The 20,033-nt window shown below is 47.6% G+C and carries 8 protein-coding genes; all 8 read left to right on the top strand.

Features of this window, described 5'->3' with window-relative positions:
* Positions 1–38: 38 nt before the first annotated feature.
* The 8 genes from NE619_RS01235 to NE619_RS01200 all read left to right on the top strand — a co-directional run bounded on the left by NE619_RS01235 (position 39) and on the right by NE619_RS01200 (position 19,825).
* The gene (locus NE619_RS01235; RefSeq protein WP_256130536.1) at positions 39–4,874 is read left to right on the top strand and encodes a SpaA isopeptide-forming pilin-related protein; all 4,836 of its coding nucleotides are present in this window, start codon (positions 39–41) and stop codon (positions 4,872–4,874) included.
* Positions 4,875–4,886: 12 nt separating this feature from the next.
* On the top strand, positions 4,887–5,945 hold the full coding sequence (locus NE619_RS01230; protein ID WP_256130535.1) for a Cna B-type domain-containing protein: 1,059 nt from the start codon (positions 4,887–4,889) through the stop codon (positions 5,943–5,945).
* A gap of 14 nt (positions 5,946–5,959) precedes the next feature.
* Positions 5,960–6,613, top strand: coding sequence for a SipW-dependent-type signal peptide-containing protein (locus NE619_RS01225; RefSeq protein WP_256130534.1), 654 nt, complete (start codon positions 5,960–5,962; stop codon positions 6,611–6,613).
* A 1-nt stretch (position 6,614) separates the two neighbouring features.
* Positions 6,615–7,739 carry a hypothetical protein gene (locus NE619_RS01220; RefSeq protein ID WP_256130533.1) on the top strand — a complete coding sequence of 375 codons (1,125 nt, stop codon included), beginning with the start codon at positions 6,615–6,617 and terminating at the stop codon, positions 7,737–7,739.
* Entirely contained in the window at positions 7,730–8,224 is a 495-nt protein-coding gene (locus NE619_RS01215) for a signal peptidase I (protein WP_256130532.1), read from the top strand. The genes NE619_RS01220 and NE619_RS01215 overlap by 10 nt, the downstream gene beginning before the upstream one ends.
* Positions 8,211–8,705 (top strand): hypothetical protein, encoded by a 495-nt coding sequence (locus NE619_RS01210; RefSeq protein WP_256130531.1) that lies wholly within the window; start codon positions 8,211–8,213, stop codon positions 8,703–8,705. The genes NE619_RS01215 and NE619_RS01210 overlap by 14 nt, the downstream gene beginning before the upstream one ends.
* Before the next feature lie 356 nt (positions 8,706–9,061).
* Positions 9,062–14,578: an Ig-like domain-containing protein gene (locus tag NE619_RS01205; RefSeq protein ID WP_256130530.1), complete on the top strand. Its 5,517-nt coding sequence runs from the start codon at positions 9,062–9,064 to the stop codon at positions 14,576–14,578.
* Between the two features lie 453 nt (positions 14,579–15,031).
* Positions 15,032–19,825 (top strand): Ig-like domain-containing protein, encoded by a 4,794-nt coding sequence (locus NE619_RS01200; RefSeq protein ID WP_256130529.1) that lies wholly within the window; start codon positions 15,032–15,034, stop codon positions 19,823–19,825.
* The last annotated feature ends 208 nt before the right edge of the window (positions 19,826–20,033 follow it).

The following is a 20,033-nucleotide window of genomic DNA, read 5'->3' as shown; positions in this document are numbered from 1 at the left end:
GATAAAAGCGGGAATATGTACAAAGGGGGATTCTTGCAATGGGAAAATACAAAGGGACTTCTGATATACGAGGTGATCGGTTCTATGGCGACTTTCACCATCTGCGGATGGTTTTAGCACTTGTAACGATGCTTTTTCTGCTGGCAGGCCTTGTCTGGGAAGCAAGGGCCTTTACAATAGACGGCGGCAGCTACCGGTCGTTGTCATCCTATTCGGGGATTAGGAAATTCAATTATGCTGCTAAGCCGGTCAGAGAGAACTTTATCAGTTCGGACATGGTAGAGCCGGAGTACAGCTTCAAAACCGCCTCCAAGGCAGTGGACGTGTATTTCGGCACGACAGCCAACTATACGGATAACGCGGGGACGAAACGAAAAGGCTTTTATCTCAATAAGAACAGCAAGGGCAAATGCGGTGTTCGATACAACAAGCTGTTCCAATACAACAATACCTGGGTGGATGTAAAGACCACTTACACCAACTGGTCGCTGAAGGACAAGAAAAAAGCCTTTGCAACGGGAGGCTTCTGCAAGATCTGGTGGACCAACGTCAAGTGGCTTAAAATGAAGCATGAATTCTTTGTTTCCGGCACCGACACGCCGATTCAGGTAAAGGGCTTTTTTACTTACATAGATGTGGACGATGCCCAGGGACTGGCGATTCCCGCTGACCAGATCAAAAAGATCTGGACCAATTCCAAGGGAACGATTCTCAAATATAAAAAAGAGGACGGCCTTCTGCTGATAAAATCGGACGATGTCCTTATACCCAACGAATCCCACGGGAACTATGACCCGGGAAAAGCGGCCACGGCTATGTTTTCCTACCAATTCGCGGGCAAAAACCATACCCAGTATGTGCTGGACGGCAATGCGGATTCTTCGGACAACGTGATCGGTTTCGACGCCGCAAAATATATTCCTTCCATGATTCCCTCGCCGATACCTCCGGCTGTGGAAAAATCCGTATCCGACGGGGACGAAACGAAAGTCTCCGTCAATACCGCAGCTTCCGCAAGGGATCGCTGGACCTACTGCCTCAACGGCCTGGTTCCCCTTGAGACGGAACAGGGAAACTTCTATAAAGGCTTTTCTCTTTCCGATACGCTGGACAGCTGCCTGGAGATAAAAAGCGTGAAAGTTTATAGAAATGAAAGTCAGGATGTGTCGGCGCAGTTTTCCATAAGCCGGTCAGGCCAGACGGTCACAGCGTCAGCAGGGAACTGCGGAGATAAAGCCTTTTACGGCTGCAACTATCAGCTGTACATCGAAGCCGGCATTAAGCCCGATGCCGCAGAAAACCTCCTCAGGGAGCACGGACATTATGACGCCGGCCGAGATGCTTTTGTCTTTCAAAATACTGGAAAGGTCCTGTATAAAACGGGCAGCGGTGAGGCGGTTCGCAGCACCAATACCGTGACAACGGAGCTGCCGCTTCCGAAGCTTTCCGTAACCAAAGAGGCTTCTCAAAAAGAATACCGGGTTGGGGATGAGATTGCCTATACGGTGAAGGTGACCCAGACAAGGCCGAAGGCATCGGCGCTGGATCTCTCCATTGAGGATAACAGCCTGCCGCCTGAAGTGAAAATCCGGAGAGAAACCATACAGGTGGATGGCGCTGCGGGCGCTCAGCTGACTCATCTTGAAAACGGATATAAGGTCAGACTGGACCGGCTGGACTACGGGCAGACAGTGACGATCCGCTATAAAGCCAGAGCTGAAAAGAAGGCCGCTGATCGGGATATCGTCAATCGGGTTCTTGCTGAGGCAATGTTCGTTCCCCGGAAAACAGCCCAGGCTTCCGTTCATATCAATCCCTATGACATACGGGGACAAAAGATCTGGAAGGACAAGGATGATCAGGATGGGATTCGCCCCGCATCGGTCACGATTCGTCTTTTGGCAGACGGGAAGCCGCTGCTGGAAACGACCACAGATGAAAAACAGAACTGGAAGTACGGTTTTAAAAATCTGGACCGTTTTGATAAAGAAGAACGGGAAATACGCTACACCGTAGAAGAGGTTCCGATCCCCGGCTATACGATTCAGGTTTCAGGATTTGACCTCATTAATACCCATCCTCCGGAACAGGTGACTATAGCAGGTAAAAAACACTGGAACGATGCGGAAAATCTGGATAAATTGCGACCCAAAAGGATTATTGTCTATCTGATGCGGGACGGAGAACGGTATGCCTCCAAAACGATTTCAGCAGGCGATGACTGGCAGTATTCCTGGGAAGTCGATAAATATCGGCACAGGGGCAGACAAATACAATATTCAATCGAGGAAAAGCCTGTAGACGGATATGACACTGAGAATAAGGGATTTGATTTGGTTAACACCCATGTTCCCTATGGGATACGCCTGAGCAAATACGAAAAGCTGGAAAGTGGAGAGAAGACAGAGAATCACCTTTCGGGGGCCGAATATCTGGCTTACCGGCAGGGAGAAAAGGACCGGGAGGGGAGTCCGGCGCCGGATCAATACCTGGGTAAGTATGTCACGGATAAAAACGGCCTGCTGTACGTAAAAGGATTGTATCCGGGCAGTTATTACTTTATCGAACAAAAAGCTCCGCCCGGCTATGAGAAGGCGGCGGAGCGGATCGATGTGGAGATTGAGAGGGCGGAAGCGGCAGAAAAGGTGAAGGATGCTGAAATAACGGAAGTTACTGCCTATAACCAGCGAAAGTACGGTTCCATTGAGGTTGTAAAAAAGGACGACAGCGGCAACAGCATCGCCGGCGCAGAGTTTGCGCTCTATGACGATGAGGCGTGTAGCCAAAGAATCGCAGCCTGCGAAACCGATGAAAAAGGGACTTTCCGAATAAACAACCTGAACTGGGGAACGTATTTCCTCAAAGAGGAAAAAGCGCCCAAAGGGTATGTGCAGTCGGCGCAGGTTCGGAAAATCACCGTTGGACCGGAGTCCCTCAGTCAAGTGATTAAGGTTCAAAACCAGCAGAAAAAAGGATCGATAATCCTGACCAAGACGGATGAGTCAAAGACCCTGAGACTGAAGGGCGCGGTGTATGATCTCTTTGACGATGGAGGGCGGCTGATAAAAGGCGGCTTATCCACGGATGAGGAAGGCAGGATCGAAGTGGGCAATTTGTCCTGGGGCGGCTATTATTTCCTGGAAAAGCAGCCACCCAAGGGATACGGTTTGAGCGGAGAGAAAATTCGTTTTTCTGTGAACAGCACCACAGGTGGGAGCACCCAGCACGTGGAGGCTGTGGACAGCGTCGAAGCTTGTCAGGTGACCGTAAACAAACAGCTCAGGGCAGAGGATATCCATCCGGCCCACGGGACGCCCTGTTTCGTATTCCGGCTGTCGGGGGAAACCGTAGACGGTGAACCCTGGGAGGAATATCAGATTGTCACGTTCCCGGAGGAATACGTGAAGGAGCATAGGGATCAAAACGGTGTCGTACAAAATTCCCTTATCTTTTCGGGACTGAAAGCCGGAACCTATACGGTAGAGGAACTGGACCATATCCGCTACCGGCCGAGTGGACTGTCCGGAATGACGGAAAACGGCAGAAAAGAAGGAATGAAGGCTGTATTTGACCTGACAGAAGGCCGCAATGGCGCCGTTACCTTTATCAATGAAAAGGTACAGTGGCAGGACTATTCGGATACTGCTTCAAAGACCAACATGATCCGGCTGAGCCGCAGGCTTACAGGGCTGGTGGCCGAATACAGCGGAAAACAGCTGCTGGAGGGCAACAGCCCCTTTCCCCGGGAAAAACTGAAAGTAACGGCAGCCTACGATGACGGGACTGAGGAGGCCTTGGAACCGGGAGAATATGCTTTGAACAGGGAAGACGGAACGCCTCTGGTTAAAGTCCCGAAAACAGCCGGAACCTATACGACGGTCATTGAATACGAGGAAGACGGCATCAGCCGCAGGACAGCGATCGGCTATAAAGTGGAGGCGGTAAAGACGGTAACGATCCGCTTCGATACGAGGGGCGGCGAGCCATTGGCGCCTCTTGTGGCAGAAAAGTATGACAGCCTTTCCGATTATAAGGAGGGGAGTTATATTCCCGTTCGCTCCGGGTTCGCGTTTCTCGGATGGTACGAGGATCAGCAGTGCGGGATTCCCTTTGACACAAAACGGGTGCTGACAGAGGATCGGACCCTGTACGCCGGCTGGAAGGACAAGCATTTGGATGATTACACATGGGAAGAAATAAAGGAGGCCGCCGATTCGGGGATGGCGGAGACCTTGTTTGATGAATGCTTCACCGCAGTTAAAGAGGATCTGCGGGACGGAACGCTTTCACAGGAAACCCTCCGTCACATGAAAGCCTTTTCTCTGAACGGGCAGACCTATCATGCCATGCTCCTGGGATTTAATCAGGATATAAAGGAAGACGGCACCAGAGCAGGGATTTCCTTTCTTATTCAGGAACCGCTGGCAACAGCCAAATACAATCCGCAGCAGACCAACCGGGGCGGCTGGAAGGATTCGCAGCTGCGTCAAAGTCTTTCCGACCTCTCGAAAACACTGCCGGATGTAGTTGCCGCTGTGAAAAAAGAAAGCTGGGCCTACGATGAGGCCGGACCTGCCGGCGCGATAACCTGGGATCGCCTCTGGCTGCTGTCGCAATCGGAGGTCTGCGGCGCATGGGGTTATGAAGGCCGGGAACTGGAGCCTTCCATCTATTTCGAAGATACGGACTGGGGAAAGCTGCGGAGCGGAAAAGGTGAGGGAACTCAGTACAAACTGTTTCGCAATTTGGTTCCCGATGGAGCGGCGGACGGAGAAACGGCCCTGGCCTTTGGGCGGCCATGGTGGCTGCGTTCCGCCAATCTGGAATCGGATAAAGGCTTTTGCTTCATCCGTGAGAATGGCGCGGCAAGATAGGAGGGAAGAAAGATGCGGAACAAAGAAAAGAGCTGGAAACAACTGAAGCGATGTGTCTTCTGCCTGGCTGTCTGCGGAGTGCTGTTGATTGTTCTTCTGGAGCCGGTGATGGCAAAAACCGTTTCGGGCACCACTTCCAAGAACGGTTCCAAATATGACTTCAACTGCGTCTATACCTTATCAAGCGATGCCGCCAACAGCCGGTACAAGCTGGAGGTAACCGCGCAGCTGAAAATTATCAAATACAAATTCAGCACCACCAAGACCCATAAAGTTCATATCAAGATAAACGGGGAAACTTACACGAAAACCTTCAACGGTTTGAGCGGCGGAAACAATTCATCGACCGTAACCAAAAACCTTTACACCAAGACGGTCTATTTCGCCTATGGGTCCGCCGCCAGAACCGTACCTGTCAGCATCACCACGACGGATATCTCCTCCGGCGGCTACGGGCCGGGAGTCTGTAAAGCTTCCGCAAATGTAACAATTCCGGCGGTATCCACGTCAAAGACGTTGTCCGGCAGCATTATCTGGCAGGATAACAACAACCAGGATGGCTTGCGAAGTACGCGGACCGTAACGATTATGCGGGACGGGCAAGCCTATACCAGCTTTGCCGCCGGCGGCGCCTGGAACGTCTCAGTTCCGGTCTATAAGGCAGGCGGGGGAGTCAGCTCCTATGGAGTAACCGGAAACGCTTTGAGCGGCTACACAGGCCCCGTTGTTTCAGGGTACAATCTGATCTATTCCAGAACAGCCTACTACACCACAGATGTTTCAGGGGAAATCCTTTGGGAAGATTTAGGCAATGTGATGAATAACCGCCCCGCATCGGTGGAGGTAAAGGTTATGAAGGGCGATGCTGTGGCAGCTCAGGGAATCGCAGGGCCCGGAGCGGACGGAAAGTGGAGCTACCGTTTTACCGGACTTCCCAAGTACGAAGGAGGAAAGGTAATCGCCTACAGACCGTACGCCCGGATCGCAGGCTATGAAACAGAGTATAAAGGCTTCAATATTATCAATACCTGGATTCCGGCCTTCGATGTGAGGGCAGGGTTCAGCATATAGAAAGGGAAAGAAAAATGGGAAAAGAGAAAAAATCAATAAGAAAAACCGTACTTTTAGCGGCAGGGCTTGCTGCTGTAATTACCATCGGAGGGATCAGCGCCTATTTTACAGATGTGGATTCGGCGGCAAACGTGTTCACGACCGGTAAGGTTGCCATTGAACTGAAAGAACCGGAGTACAATGCCCGTCCGGAGGAACACCGGAATATCACGCCGAATAAAAGCCTGGCTAAAGATCCATATGTGACCAATACGGGCATCAACGACGCTTTTGTGTTCTTGGAATTCACAATACCGAAAGCAACAGTGAAAACGGCCAATGAGAACGGATCTCAGAATGTAGCCATCAATCAGGAGCTGTTTGCTTATGGGATCAGTGAAGGGTGGACGCAGATTGTCCGGGAAGACGGCGAAGACGGGTGCAGATATGTCTACGCATACGGAACGAAAGAGGCCTGTAAGCCTCTGGCAGCAGGAGAAACCACACCGGTGCTCTTTTCCGGCGGAGCGATTCGGTTTATCAATGTGATCGAAGGGCAGGGCATGGAAGAAGAAACGCTTGAGCTTCCGGTGGAGGCTTATGGGATACAGACGGTGGACATTGACGGAGGGAAAACAGCGCCCGAAGATATCTGGCCTGTCCTAGAGAACCAGCAGACAGCAGGCTGAAATGAAGAGGCGGAAAACAGCAGCAGCCGCAGTGCTGGCTTTCACCTTGCTGACAGGGGGAATACTGGGACTTGCGGCCTTGCCGGAGCAGAGCGTTTTCAGCAGATTTCAGACAGGCGGAGTCAGTATTGAGCTGGAATCAAAGATGGTGGAAGGCGGAACCAAGAAGAAATTTACAGTCCCCGGCAATGTCGTTCCGGGGCAAAGAATTTCAATGATTCCCAGAGTCATCAACCGTGCGGAAGAATGCTATGTACGGGCGGAAATAAAGATCCATGGAGAGTTCCAGAACACGAGGGTTATTGATACGAAGGATTTCTATGGCATGGAGCCGGGCTGGGTCAGGCAGGAGAAATATTTTTATTATACCCGCCCGCTGAAACATGGACAGGCGGCCGATTTGTATCAGGGGCTGCAGGTGCCGGGGGATTGGAGTGAAACCGATGCTTCCGAATTTCGTGTGGAGATTACTGCGGAAGCCATTCAGGCGGAAAATTTAAACCCGGATTTCGACAGCGGCAGCCCGTGGGGAAGCATAGAAACAGAAGTATCCCAGATCGGCGAAAACTACCGCACCGGTGTCAGCAAAAAGACCGACAAACGGGGAATCAATCTGGTCTATCAGGGAGGCGCGAAAACCATTGCGGCGGATGGAGATTCGTTCATGTCCCGTCTGGACCGCCTGATGCCGGGAGACATTTACAGCGATACGATGAAGCTGAGAAACCCGGAAAAGAAAAAGGTTCGAATTTATTTCAAAGCAACCGCTGAGGACAGCTCATTGCTGCGGCGGATGCAGCTGACAATCCGCTCAGGCGACGAGCTGTTTTATAAAGGGCCGATGACCTGCGGCGATTTATCGGATTACCGCCTGCTGGCAGAGTTGGTCCCCGGCGGTGTTCGGGATATTTCCTTTACCGTCAGCGTGCCTGAGGACCTGCGCAATCCTTATCAGGTTCTCAGGGATCAGGTGACATGGTGCTTTATGGCGCAGGATACAGAGGGAAATCCCGTACAGACAGGAGATGACACCGGACTTTTTGCAGCAGCGTTCATAATGCTTTTAACGGCCGGTGGAATCATCGCGTTGGTTTTCAGTAACAGGGGGAGGAGACTATGGCAATAAAACTATATCGCATACTGGAGACGATTTTGATCTTTCTGGCAATGTTCATAGTACTGGCATTGGGAGGCATGAGGCTTTTCGGCAATATGAGCCCGTATATCGTTTTATCGGGATCCATGGAACCGGTGGTTCCTGCGGGCAGCCTGTGCTTTGTGGATAAAAAGTCTACAGAGATTGAGGTGGGGGATATCGTAGCCTTCTCAAAGGGAAGGCTGCCGGTTGCCCACCGGATCATTGCGGAGAAAGACGGCGTCTATCGAACGAAAGGCGACAACAATCTGACTGCGGATACGGCGCCTGTAAAGAAGGCGGAAATCATAGGGAAAACAATTTTTTCAATACCAAAGGCCGGATATGCGGCAGCTTTTTTAAAATCTGCAAGAGGGATGGTTTTGACAACGATTCTGCTGGCCGGATTCATCGCCACCGGCCGTGTTCTTTCGAAAAGGAAAAAGCACAAAGAGGTTCGCTATGGTGAAGATTAAAAATCGTGACAAGCCACTGATTGCCGCGATGGTCCTTTTGCTCTTATTAGCGGCAGGATGCTTCGGAATTCTGGCGTACAGCACCTATCGGGACCAGACGGTCAACGCCTTTACAGTCGGATATGGAGAAATCGCCATTGAAGAGGATTTCAAACCGCCCCGAAAGCTTCTTCCGGGCATTTCAATCAAGAAGGAAGTCGCGGTAGCCAATACCGGCCCGGTGCCATGCTCGGTCAGGGTTCTGGCAAAATATACAAGCAGCAAAATGATCAAATTTTCATCGGTGGACTTCAATACGGAAGCATGGACAGCCAAAGGCGACTACTTTTATTATAATTCCATCTTGCAGCCGGGCGAAAAAACCATCCCTTTGTTTACCTCCATACAGATTCAGGACAATGTCAGTCAGGCCCAACTGGAACCTTTTGATGTTCTGATTTATGCGGAAGCGATTCAGGCGGACGGCGTAAAATGGGATTGACCGATAGCAGTCAAGAGCTGTTTGTTACATAATGAAATCCGCCTGTTACATTGTGTCAATGTAACGATTTTATCCTGCTAAAAAAACACGAAAAGTATTGACAAAAGTGAGTGGGGGGGGGGTAGTATAAATGTACAAGTAGGGGAACCGCAAAGGTGAAATACAATCAATGATGCTATTAGGACCATGATAGCTAGTTGTAAAAAGTAGTTTAATGGGGCAGTCCCTCCGCCTGGGCTCTCGTATCAAATGAAAGTTTACACACTGTCATGATTGATAGTGTGTTTTTTGTACTCATTTTTAGCAGATCCGCCTATCGAATATTTTGTTTTGTACTATTTTTTAAGGAGGAAGACATGGAAGCAAGGAAAAAGAAATCCAGCAGGCTTCTGGCGTGGGTTGTCGTGATCGCGGTTGCGTTCACAATGACGCTCCCAAGCTCATTCGTCTGGGCAGCAGAAACCGGCGCGACACAGGAAAAAGTCGTGACGGAAGACCAGACGCCGACAGAAGCGCCTGCAGTAGAAGAAAGCAGTAACAAGGACCCGACTGAGGCCGCGAAGGCACAGACGGAGAAGAAAGCAGCGAAGGCTGCGGCAACCGGGACTGAGGACCCGACAACTCCTGGCAGCACAGAAGAATCTGTTGCGAGCATTGGAGACAAGGGATATGTATCTCTGGAGGAAGCAATCGCGGCAGCAACAGATAAAGAGACTGTAAAGCTGTTAAAAGACGTAACCGTCGATAAGAAGATAGTTGTAACCGGAAAGAAAGCTATTACTTTAGATCTGGCAGAGAAGAAAATTACTGGAGGAGATCAACTATTTACTGATGAGCAGCAGCATACACAGCCATTAGAAGTGAACGGCGCAGAGTCAGAGTTAACTATTACTGGAAACGGTGAAATCAATAGTGGAAAAACCGCATTTGCGGCCGTTGGAGTAATGGGCGCAGGAAAATTGACGGTTGAAAATGGAACTTTAGTAGGTCAATATTACGGGATTGCCGGAAATGGTCTGGCAAAGAATTCAGGAACTGAAATTATCATAAAAGGTGGAACCATTAAAGGACTTGCGACTGATGATAACGCAGCAGTCTATCATCCACAGGATGGTAAGTTAGCTATTGAAGGCGGAACGCTGGAAGGAGCTACCGGTGTTCAGATGTGCGCGGGCGAAGGCAGTATCAATATCACAGGCGGAAAGATTATCGCCACCGGTCAGGACAATAAAGCCAATAAAGGAGAAGGTGATGGACTGATTTGTGACGGAGCCGCTATTTCTCTAGTAAGCAGAAATTACCCAGGAGGAGATCCTTCCCTGACAATTACCGCCGGCGAGTTTACATCCGAACATAACGATGCAGTTGTAGCTTATAAGTGGAACAGTGATAAGACATGGGGCACATGGGCGGATGCGTCAGACCATTTAAAGATCAGTGGCGGAATCTTCAGCTCCAATCCATCAGACTATGTAATTGCTGGCTATAAATCTGAACAATCAGGAGATAACTTTATCGTCAGAGCATTAAATAGCAGTGATGAGGAATCTGTTGCGAACATTGGAGACAAGGGATACGCGTCTCTGGCAGAAGCAATCGCAGCAGCAACAGATAAAGAGACTGTAAAGCTGTTAAAAGACGTAACCTTGGAAAGTTCAATTGCTGTAGAAGCAAAAAAACTTACCCTCGACCTGAATGGAAAAGACATCAATTGTGGTTATGTGCCACTCAAGGTAATGAAAGGTGCGGACCTCACAATAAAAGACAGCACAGTCAAAGCGGATTATGTATATAGTGAGGGAAATTACGATGATTATCCCGGAGGAAAGATTTATTCTAAAACAGATAACGGCATCAACGTAATAGGAAATGAAAAGGCTGACACATGGGAAACGGCAATAGATTCCAAATTAACTATTGAAGGAGCGTCAATCGATAGTCAGGAATATGGTATTGGCGTTTACGGAAACGGCGCCGTGCTGAATATGAATGCCGGCTATGTGAGAGCCAGAGATAATGCAGCGATTGCTGGAAACGGAACCAAGGATAATACAACGAACGATGGAGGAACCACCATTAATTTCAACGGCGGCGCTCTCATTGGTGAAATTGTTTCTAATGGTTATACGAGCTGTGGTATTTATCACCCGCAGTCAGGAAACCTGAACATCAACGGCGGAACGATTATCAGTACAAAAGGACCGGGCGTTGTTATGCGAAACGGTGCCCTTGACCTGCAGAAAGCAACGATAGATGCCAGGGGTGACAAAGATCTGAAAGGCAAGGTTGGAGACAGAACTTATGATCTGATTCCGAACGGAATTATCGTTGACTATGCAGAAGGATATAACCACAATAATGAGACAAAAGACACCAGAAGCATCTCAATCAGTGGAGGCAACGTAGCGTCCAAATCCTGTGAAGCCGTATACGTTGTAAAGGACGATGGCAATAAAATCGATGGAATTAACGTTACCGGCGGAACCTTCAGCTCCAACCCATCAGATTATGTAACTGAAGGATATGCGGTCAACAAAACAAAAGATGGCTATAAGGTTAGCAATGCAGAAGAAGTCAATGGCGAAGCCGTTATTGGCAAGCTGTATTATGAATCCCTTGCAGACGCAATAGAAGCCGCAAAGGATGGGGATACAGTTAAGTTAAACAAAGACCTTGAAGTATCTATCACCGTGCCGAACACAGGGGCAATTCTAATCAATAAGGACATTACTCTGGACGGAAACGGAAAGACAATCACAGCTACCGGATCCGAAAACATTGGGCATGTGATTCAGGTTGACAGCGGTGCAAACGCTGCGATTAAAAACCTGACAATCGATGGCAACAAGGTCGCAAAACATGGCATCCAGGTATATAGTAAAGAAGAGAAGCAGAGCGTAGCGAAAGTGACTTCCGTTGCAGTGAACAATTGCGTTGGTTATGGATTCATGATCAATGGCGGTAAGCTGAACGCGACCAGAATCACGGCTAAAGATAATGACTGGGGCGGAGTGAATATTGGACAGGGCACGGATGTGGATTTCGAGCCAAACTTTATCTTCAACAGCGGCACGCTGCAGGAGAAGAATCCAATCCAGGCAGACAATGTCGGTGACAAGGCGCCAAAGGCAAACTGGGTTACATTTGGCGATAACGCCGGAACCTGGTACGCAACGAAGAGCGTTCGTGAAATAGACAATAAAACACTTATTCAGTGGAGCAATGAATTACAGGGCGAAGCTCAGACAGATGGCGTGACCTATAAGACTTTCGCAGAGGCGCTTGCTGCCGCTGAAGATAATTCCGTAGTAACCTTAATGGAAGACATTGAGGTGGATATGGGAACGGATAAAAATCAGCCTGCAATCCTCATTGATAAGGCAATTACTTTAGACGGAAACGGAAAGACCATTAAAGCGATTGGCTCTAAAACAGATATCGGTCACGTGATCGGCGTACAGAGCGGCGGTGTTACGATTATGAATCTGGACATCAACGGCAACGATACAGCCAGACACGGAATACAGACATATGGAAGCGACAGCGCTGCAGAACTGCAGAATGTACAAATCACCAACTGTATCGGATATGCAGTAGTAGCAAACGGATCAAGCGTGACAGCCGAAGGTCTGTATACCAGCGATAACGGTTGGGGCGGCGTCAATGTAGGCAAAGGATCCGGTGTAGAAACTGACCCGACATTTACCTTTAAGGGTGGAGATCTGCAGGAGAATAATCCTATTCAGATTGACAACGTTGGCACTGAGGATCCAAATGCAGATTGGGTTGACATTCAGTTAGACACTGAATGGCATTACATAACAAAAAAAGATGGCGATAAAACGATCATTCAGTTTGCACCGGGCGCAGCTATTACAGACGTTGTTCTGAATGCTGACGAAATGTCTCTGACTGAAGGAGACAAGGCGCAGCTTATCGCAACAATTGCGCCAGAGAATGCATACGATACAGACGTTACATGGACGGTTGAGGACGACAGTGATGTAATAACAGTCGATGATAATGGACTTGTTACCGCTGTGAAAGAAGGCAAGGCGACTGTCATCGCAACAGCAGCGGATGGAGAAAAAACGGCGGAATGTACAATAACCGTAGAGAAAAAACAGGAAGCTGTTAAAGAACCGGTTAAGGTTGTAGTGGCGCCAAGCACAACGACAAACGAAGACGAGGAAACTGTAGTCAACGAATCAGACGTTATGCAGGCAATTGGAAATGCAAAAGAAAAAGAAGAAGTTGTTGTCAGAATGCCGGAAAATGTGGCTCCGGTGCTGAGTGAAGAAGTCTTTGTAGCAGCAAATGAGAGCGATGCGGACAAATTAATCGTAGAAGTACCGGCAACAGCTACCACTTATGAGGCAACCTTTGAATTCGAGACTGCGGCTATCGAAAAATTTGTAGAAGTCAATACAGAGATTAAGACGAATGACATTGATGACGTATCAACGCAGCTTCCTGAGAATGCGGCGAAGCTTGGACTGTCTCTGTCACATGAGGGTGATTTCCCGGCTCCGGCAACGATTACAATTACCATAACAGATGAGAACATCCAGGTAAACGATACTGTATATATCTATTATCTCAGGGACGGAAAGCTCCAACTGATTGATAATGAGCCACTGGAGGTTAAAGCGGGTAAAGATGGTAAAAGCAAGAAGGTTACCTTTACTCTGAACCATGCTTCTGACTATGTAATCAGCAGTGAGCCGATTGAACCGGAAACAGCAGCAGACTCTGTTGATGTCCTGATTGGTAAAATTGGTGCGGTCACATATACAGATGATGTATATCAGGCGATTAAAGCAGCCAGAGATGCATATAATGGTTTCAAAAAACAATACAAAGAAGCATCGTCAGACTTAGTTACAAAATACGACACCTTAGAAAAGGCTGAGGCGAGTTATAAAGCGTTAGACGACCAGGTAAAGGCATTCAAAGCGGCAGTCGATGAATTCCCTAAGGACAAAATTAAGGGCGCGATGACTTACGCGCAGCAGAAGGAAGTCGATAAACTGGAAGCAGCCTATAACGCATTAAATATTGAACAGAAAGAAGCGTTGCAGCGTGATGCGTTTGATGAAGATTATACTTATGAGGAAATATATCAGGAATTAGGAAATATTCGCGACGCCAGCAAAGACGCAGAAACAGTTTCACAGGCCAACAGAGTCAGCAAGCTGGTTGAACAGCTGCCGGCTACAGCGACCTATTCAGCAGCGGACAAGAGCAAGATCGACGCGGCCAGAAACATGTACAACAGCGTAGTTGCCGAAACACCGGCTGCAAAACAATTATTGGAGAACGAGTTAAATAAGATCCAGAAAGCCGAAACCGAGTACAGGAACGCCAAGAGAACCGCGTACAACAACGCGAGAATCTCCCTGTCAACAACCCAGTACACCTACACCGGCGGCGCCAAGACACCGGCAGTCTACGGATTATCCGCTTTCGTAAACGGAAGAGACTACTCCGTAGCTTATAGGAATAACGTCAAGACCGGAAAGGCGACCGTGACGGTTACCGCGATCGGTGACTGCGCGGGACTCAGCGCTAAGACCGCGACCTTCAGGATCACTCCGGCCAAAGCTGCCATCAGCAAGCTGAAGAAAGGGAAGAAATCCTTCAAGGTAACGATCAAGAGCCAGAAGAGCGCGGGCGTGAGCGGCTACCAGATTTCTTACTCGTTGAAGAAGAATAAGAGTTTCAAGAGCACAACGACCACGAAGACAAGCAAGACCGTGAAAAAACTGAAAGCCAAGAAGACTTACTACGTAAAAGTACGTTCGTACAAGACGATCGACGGCAAGAAGTATTACGGAGCTTACAGCAAGGTCAAGAAGATAAAAACTAAATAAAACAAATTCCTTGCAATTACATGCACAAAAAGAAACGGGCTTCGCCGAAAGGCGGGTCCGTTTCTTTTTATGTGGTCGTTTTCCGTTTTATGACATTTTAGATGCTGTCAAGAGCTGTTTGTTACATAATGAAATCCGCCTGTTACATCGTTTCAATGTAACAATTTTCTCCTGCTAAAAAAACATGAAAAGTATTGACAAAAGTGAGTGGGGGGGGGGTAGTATAAATGTACAAATAGGGGACATGCAAGGGTGAAATACAATCAATGATGCTATTAGGACCATGATAGCTAGTTGTAAAACGTAGTTTAATGGAGCAGGCCCTCCATCCGGGAGCTCGTATCAAATGAAAGTTTACACACTGTCATGATTGATAGTGTGTTTTTTGTACTCATTTTTAGCAGGTTCGCCTATTACGTATTTTATTTTGTACTATTTTTTAAGGAGGAAAACATGGAAGCAAGGAAAAAGAAATCCAGCAGGCTTCTGGCGTGGGTCGTCGTGATCGCGGTTGCGTTCACAATGACGCTCCCAAGCTCGTTCGTCTGGGCAGCAGAAACCGGCGCGACACAGGAAAAAGTCGTGACGGAAGACCAGACGCCGACAGAAGCGCCTGCGGTAGAAGAAAGCAGTAACAAGGACCCGACTGAGGCCGCGAAGGCACAGACGACTAAGAAAGCGGCCAAGGCTGCGGCAACTGATGAGGTTGTAGATACAACAAAGCCGCATGTGAATCAGGATGGCAGTAAGACTCACAATGCCGGAACGGTATTTTTTGCAGAGGGTTATCCTGTTACAATTACAGAGGCAAAAGATTTAGAAGATGGCAAAGTCGGATTTACCGCATCGTGGAAAGAGGGGGAGGAAGAAAAATCCCTGACTGTATCTAGAGATGCTGCCACAGAAAAGCAACCGGTTGCGGCAGCCAACATGATTACCGTAGTCGGCGGTACGGAAGGATTAAATGATAAGACAGATTTAGATACCACAAAGATTACGGTAAAGAGCGGAGTCGTGGACTATGTAGTTGGTGGTAACTTTAATGCAGGGAAGGTTAAGACAGCAGATATTACTGTAGAAGGCGGAACGATCGGTATTGTCCACGGAGCAACTAGAGACCTTCCAAACAATACTTATGCTAACCGCAAGGAGAAGGCTTCTATTGACACGGTAAACATGACCATCAGCGGCGGAGATATGGAAGCAGTAATCGGTGGTACGTTTGGCTATACTTATGTAAAAGATGTTAACGTAACTATCAGCGGAGGAACAATCGCAGCAACGACTTCCCCGATGCAGGCTGGCATTTTACTAGGCGGTACCAATGGCGAAGTGGAGAATGCCACCCTCAATTTCAGCGGTGGCAAAACGAAAGATATAGCACTTGGTCAGAGAGTAATGATTACAGGGAAGACCACTCTGAATCTTACCGGAGGAAATGCAGGCAATATTTACGCAGGGTCCTATTATGACGATGGAGACAATGCAGCAGGTACAGAAAATTGGGGAACATGGGGAGTTGGCAGTGTAAACTATGGACAGGCGGCTGCTATTGATATGACCCTCGGAGGAAATCTGACATATAATGATGTTTATGCAGGATTCCAATTTGTAGATAAAGACGCATTTGCTGAAAAATACAAAACATCAATAAGCGATATCAGCGGTTCAGAGAAAGCACCCATAAATATTTCCGTAAAGAAAGCTGGCGAAGCGAAACGCGGCACAGCGGAACAGCATACTGTCAGCATGCTGGAAAAAGTATTCCCGAGCGAGACACTGACAATTGAAACATCTCTTGCGGAGGGAAAAGTACTTGACTTACAAGAAGGCTGTACCGTTGTTGTAAAAGACGGAGTAAAAGATATTAAAGCAAAAACAGGCGCAGCTGATGTAACTTTGCAAGCAAGCAATACCTACACTGTTAAGGACGGCAAATTAGCCTCAATAGTAGCTAAGATTGGAAATGAAGGATACCTTACATTGCAGGATGCAATAGAAGCCGCAAGGGCTGGGGATACTGTTAAACTAAACAAAGATATCTCAGTCGATATGGGCAAAGACAAGACTGCGCCTGCAATTCTGATCGACAAAAGCATAACATTGGACGGCAACGGAAAAACAATTACAGCGAAAAAATCAGACGGCGCTGAGGACGGCATGGGGCATGTGATCGGCGTCCAGAACGGTGCAAAGGCTGCAATTAAGAACCTGACAGTAGATGGAAATAACAAAGCAGCAAGGCATGGAATTCAGACATACGGTGATGGTAGCGAAGCGAATCTTACGTCTATAACAGTAAAGAACTGCTTTGGTTACGGTGTAGTTGCGAACGGCTCATCCATTACGGCCACTAGGCTGACCACAAACGACAATGGCTGGGGTGGCGTAAACGTAACAAAGGGAGCTAATGTGACTACCGAACCAAGATTTGAGTTTAACAGCGGAAACTTAAACGAAGCAAATCCGATTCAGGCAGACAATGTTGACAAATCCGAGGTAAGCAAAGATTATGTGAACTTCGGAAAGAACGCAGGCGACTGGTACTCTGTTAATACAAAAACGGATGAAAATGCGCCAGCTATTCAGTGGAAACAGGGAATTGCCCCTGCCGAAGGTGAAGCAAAAGTTGGAACATTGGTATATGCAACACTGAAGGAAGCCCTTGAGGCAGCTACAGATGGTGAAACCGTTACATTAACAAAAGATATTACCGTCGATATGGGTCAAGATGCGAACGCAGCCGCTATTGCAATCACTAAGAACATTACTTTAGTGGGTAATAATCATACGATTACTGCAAAGCAGACCGATGCTACTAAGGCAGCAAAAGATGGTCTGGGACATGTAATCGGTGTTCAGAATGGCGCAGTTGTCACCATTGAAAATCTGACGGTTAATGGAAATCAGGCAGCAAAACATGGTATTCAGACATATGGTGAGAATAGCTATGCTGAATTAAATAATGTGACAGTGAAAGACTGTAAAGGCTACGGCGCAGTTGCAAATGGTTCGACAATAATTGCAAATGATCTCTATGCCAGCGGCAACGGTTGGGGAGGCGTTAACGTTTCCAAGGGTTCTGGCGTAGAAACAGATCCTTCCTTTACACTTTATGGAGGAGAGTTGCAGAAAGAAAACCCAATCCAGGCTGATAATGTAGACGGTAGTAAGGTAGAGGAAGCGTGGGTAGATTATCTTGCAGGTGACTGGTATAAAGTAGTATCAGAAGAGGGAAAGGTTATCAATTGGAAACAAGGAATCGAAATTGATAGTGTTGCTCTCAATGCTGAGAAATCCACGTTAACTGTAGGAGATAAAGAACAGCTGATTGCTAAAGTAATTCCGGAGGATGCCTATAACAGAGAAGTAAAGTGGGCGTCTTCTGACGAAAAAAAAGCTACGGTTAACGAACAAGGCATCGTTACCGCAGTAAGCGCAACGGGGGATACCCCTGTAACCATTACCGCAACAGCGGCGAATGGAGAAAAGGCCGAATGCGAGGTAACTATTAAAGCGGCAACTGCAGAAGGCTCAGCTACAATTACAATACAGCCATCACTTGATGAATACGATGACTTTAATACAGCTGCTGTATCTACAGCAATCGAAAATGCGAAAACGGAGAATATAAAAGACGTTGTCATCGTGATGCCGACTGAGATAGAAACCGTTCCAGAAGACGTTTTCGAAATTGCAAAGAAAAATACTGTGGGAAAACTGGTAATCAAGGCGGAAGCTGCTAATCGCAAAGTTGGAGATGTAGATGTAAAGACTTGCGACGCAACTTTTGAATTTGATACAAAAGACATCAATAAGCTGGTAAGTGTTAATACTGATATTGTTCTGGAAAACATGAACGATGTACCAAGCAGCTTACCGGAAGATTCAGCAGTAGAAAAAATCCGCTTAGAACATGAAGGCGATTTCCCTGCACCAGCCACAATTACACTTTCGCTGACAAACCAGAAAGTGCAGGAAGGCCAAAAAGGATACCTCTATTATGAGAATGGAGATGAACTGACATTAATTGATCACGGCATTGTGGAAGTAAAAGCCAATAAGGAAGTGGCTATTACATTGACGCATGCATCTGAATATGTATTCAGTACAAAACAGATGGAGCCTGCAATAGCTGCGGATTCGGTGGAAAATTCAATCAAAAACATTGGAAAAGTTGTGTATTCTGCCAAAACCGGTAAAGCAATAAAAACAGCAAGAAGCGCATACAATGGATTCAAAGAGCAGTACGCTGGAAATAATGAATCCATGATTAGAAATATCAGCACTCTGAATGAGGCTGAGAAAGCATATCAGATCCTCGACGATCAGGTGCAAGCGGTTAAAGCAGCTATGGCAAAATTTGATAATTTCGAAGATAGCGTACTGACTTATGATCAGCAGAAACAGATCGCTCAGATTGAAGCGGATTTTGCCAAACTGGATAAAAATCAAAAAGCAGTCATGGAAGAGGAAGACTATGGCCAGGGCTATGTAGACTATTTGGTGGAATTGAGCAAGGCTTCACAGAACCGTGAGGCAGTTTCACAGGCCAACAGAGTCAGCAAACTGGCTGACCAGCTCCCGGCTACAGCGACCTATTCAGCAGCAGACAAGAGCAAGATCGACGCGGCCAGAAACATGTACAACAGCGTAGTTGCCGAAACACCGGCTACGAAAGCTTTACTGACTGCGGATTTGGCTAAGATCCAGAAAGCCGAGACTGAGTACAGGAACGCCAAGAGAACCGCGTACAACAACGTGAGAATCTCTCTGTCAACGACCCAGTACACCTACAACGGTGGCGCCAAGACACCGGCAGTCTACGGATTATCCGCTTTCGTAAACGGAAGAGACTACTCCGTAGCTTATAAGAATAACGTCAAGACCGGAAAAGCGACCGTGACGGTTACCGCGATCGGTGACTGCGCGGGACTCAGCGCTAAGACCGCGACCTTCAGGATCACCCCTGCCAAAGCTGCCATCAGCAAGCTGAAGAAAGGGAAGAAATCCTTCAAGGTAACGATCAAGAGCCAGAAGAGCGCGGGCGTGAGCGGCTACCAGATTTCTTACTCTTTGAAGAAGAATAAGAGTTTCAAGAGCACAACGACCACGAAGACAAGCAAGACCGTGAAAAAACTGAAAGCCAAGAAGAACTACTACGTAAAGGTACGTTCGTACAAGACGATCGATGGCAAGAAGTACTACGGCGCTTACAGCAAGGTCAAGAAGATAAAAACTAAATAAAACAAATTCCTTGCAATTACATGCACAAAAAGAAACGGACTTCGCCGAAAGGTGGGTCCGTTTCTTTTTGTGTGCAGAGATTTTCCATTTTATAACATTGTGCTTATTGTCAAGAGTTGTTTGTTACATAAAAAAGGCTGTTTGTTACACCATGTCAATGTAACAAATTTCCTGTTTTCAAAAAACTCACAAATCGTTGACAAAACTG

The sequence above is a fragment of the Anaerovorax odorimutans genome (assembly GCF_024459955.1).
Lineage (GTDB): Bacteria > Bacillota > Clostridia > Peptostreptococcales > Anaerovoracaceae > Hominibacterium > Hominibacterium odorimutans_A.
This window is presented reverse-complemented; position numbering and strand designations above follow the sequence as displayed.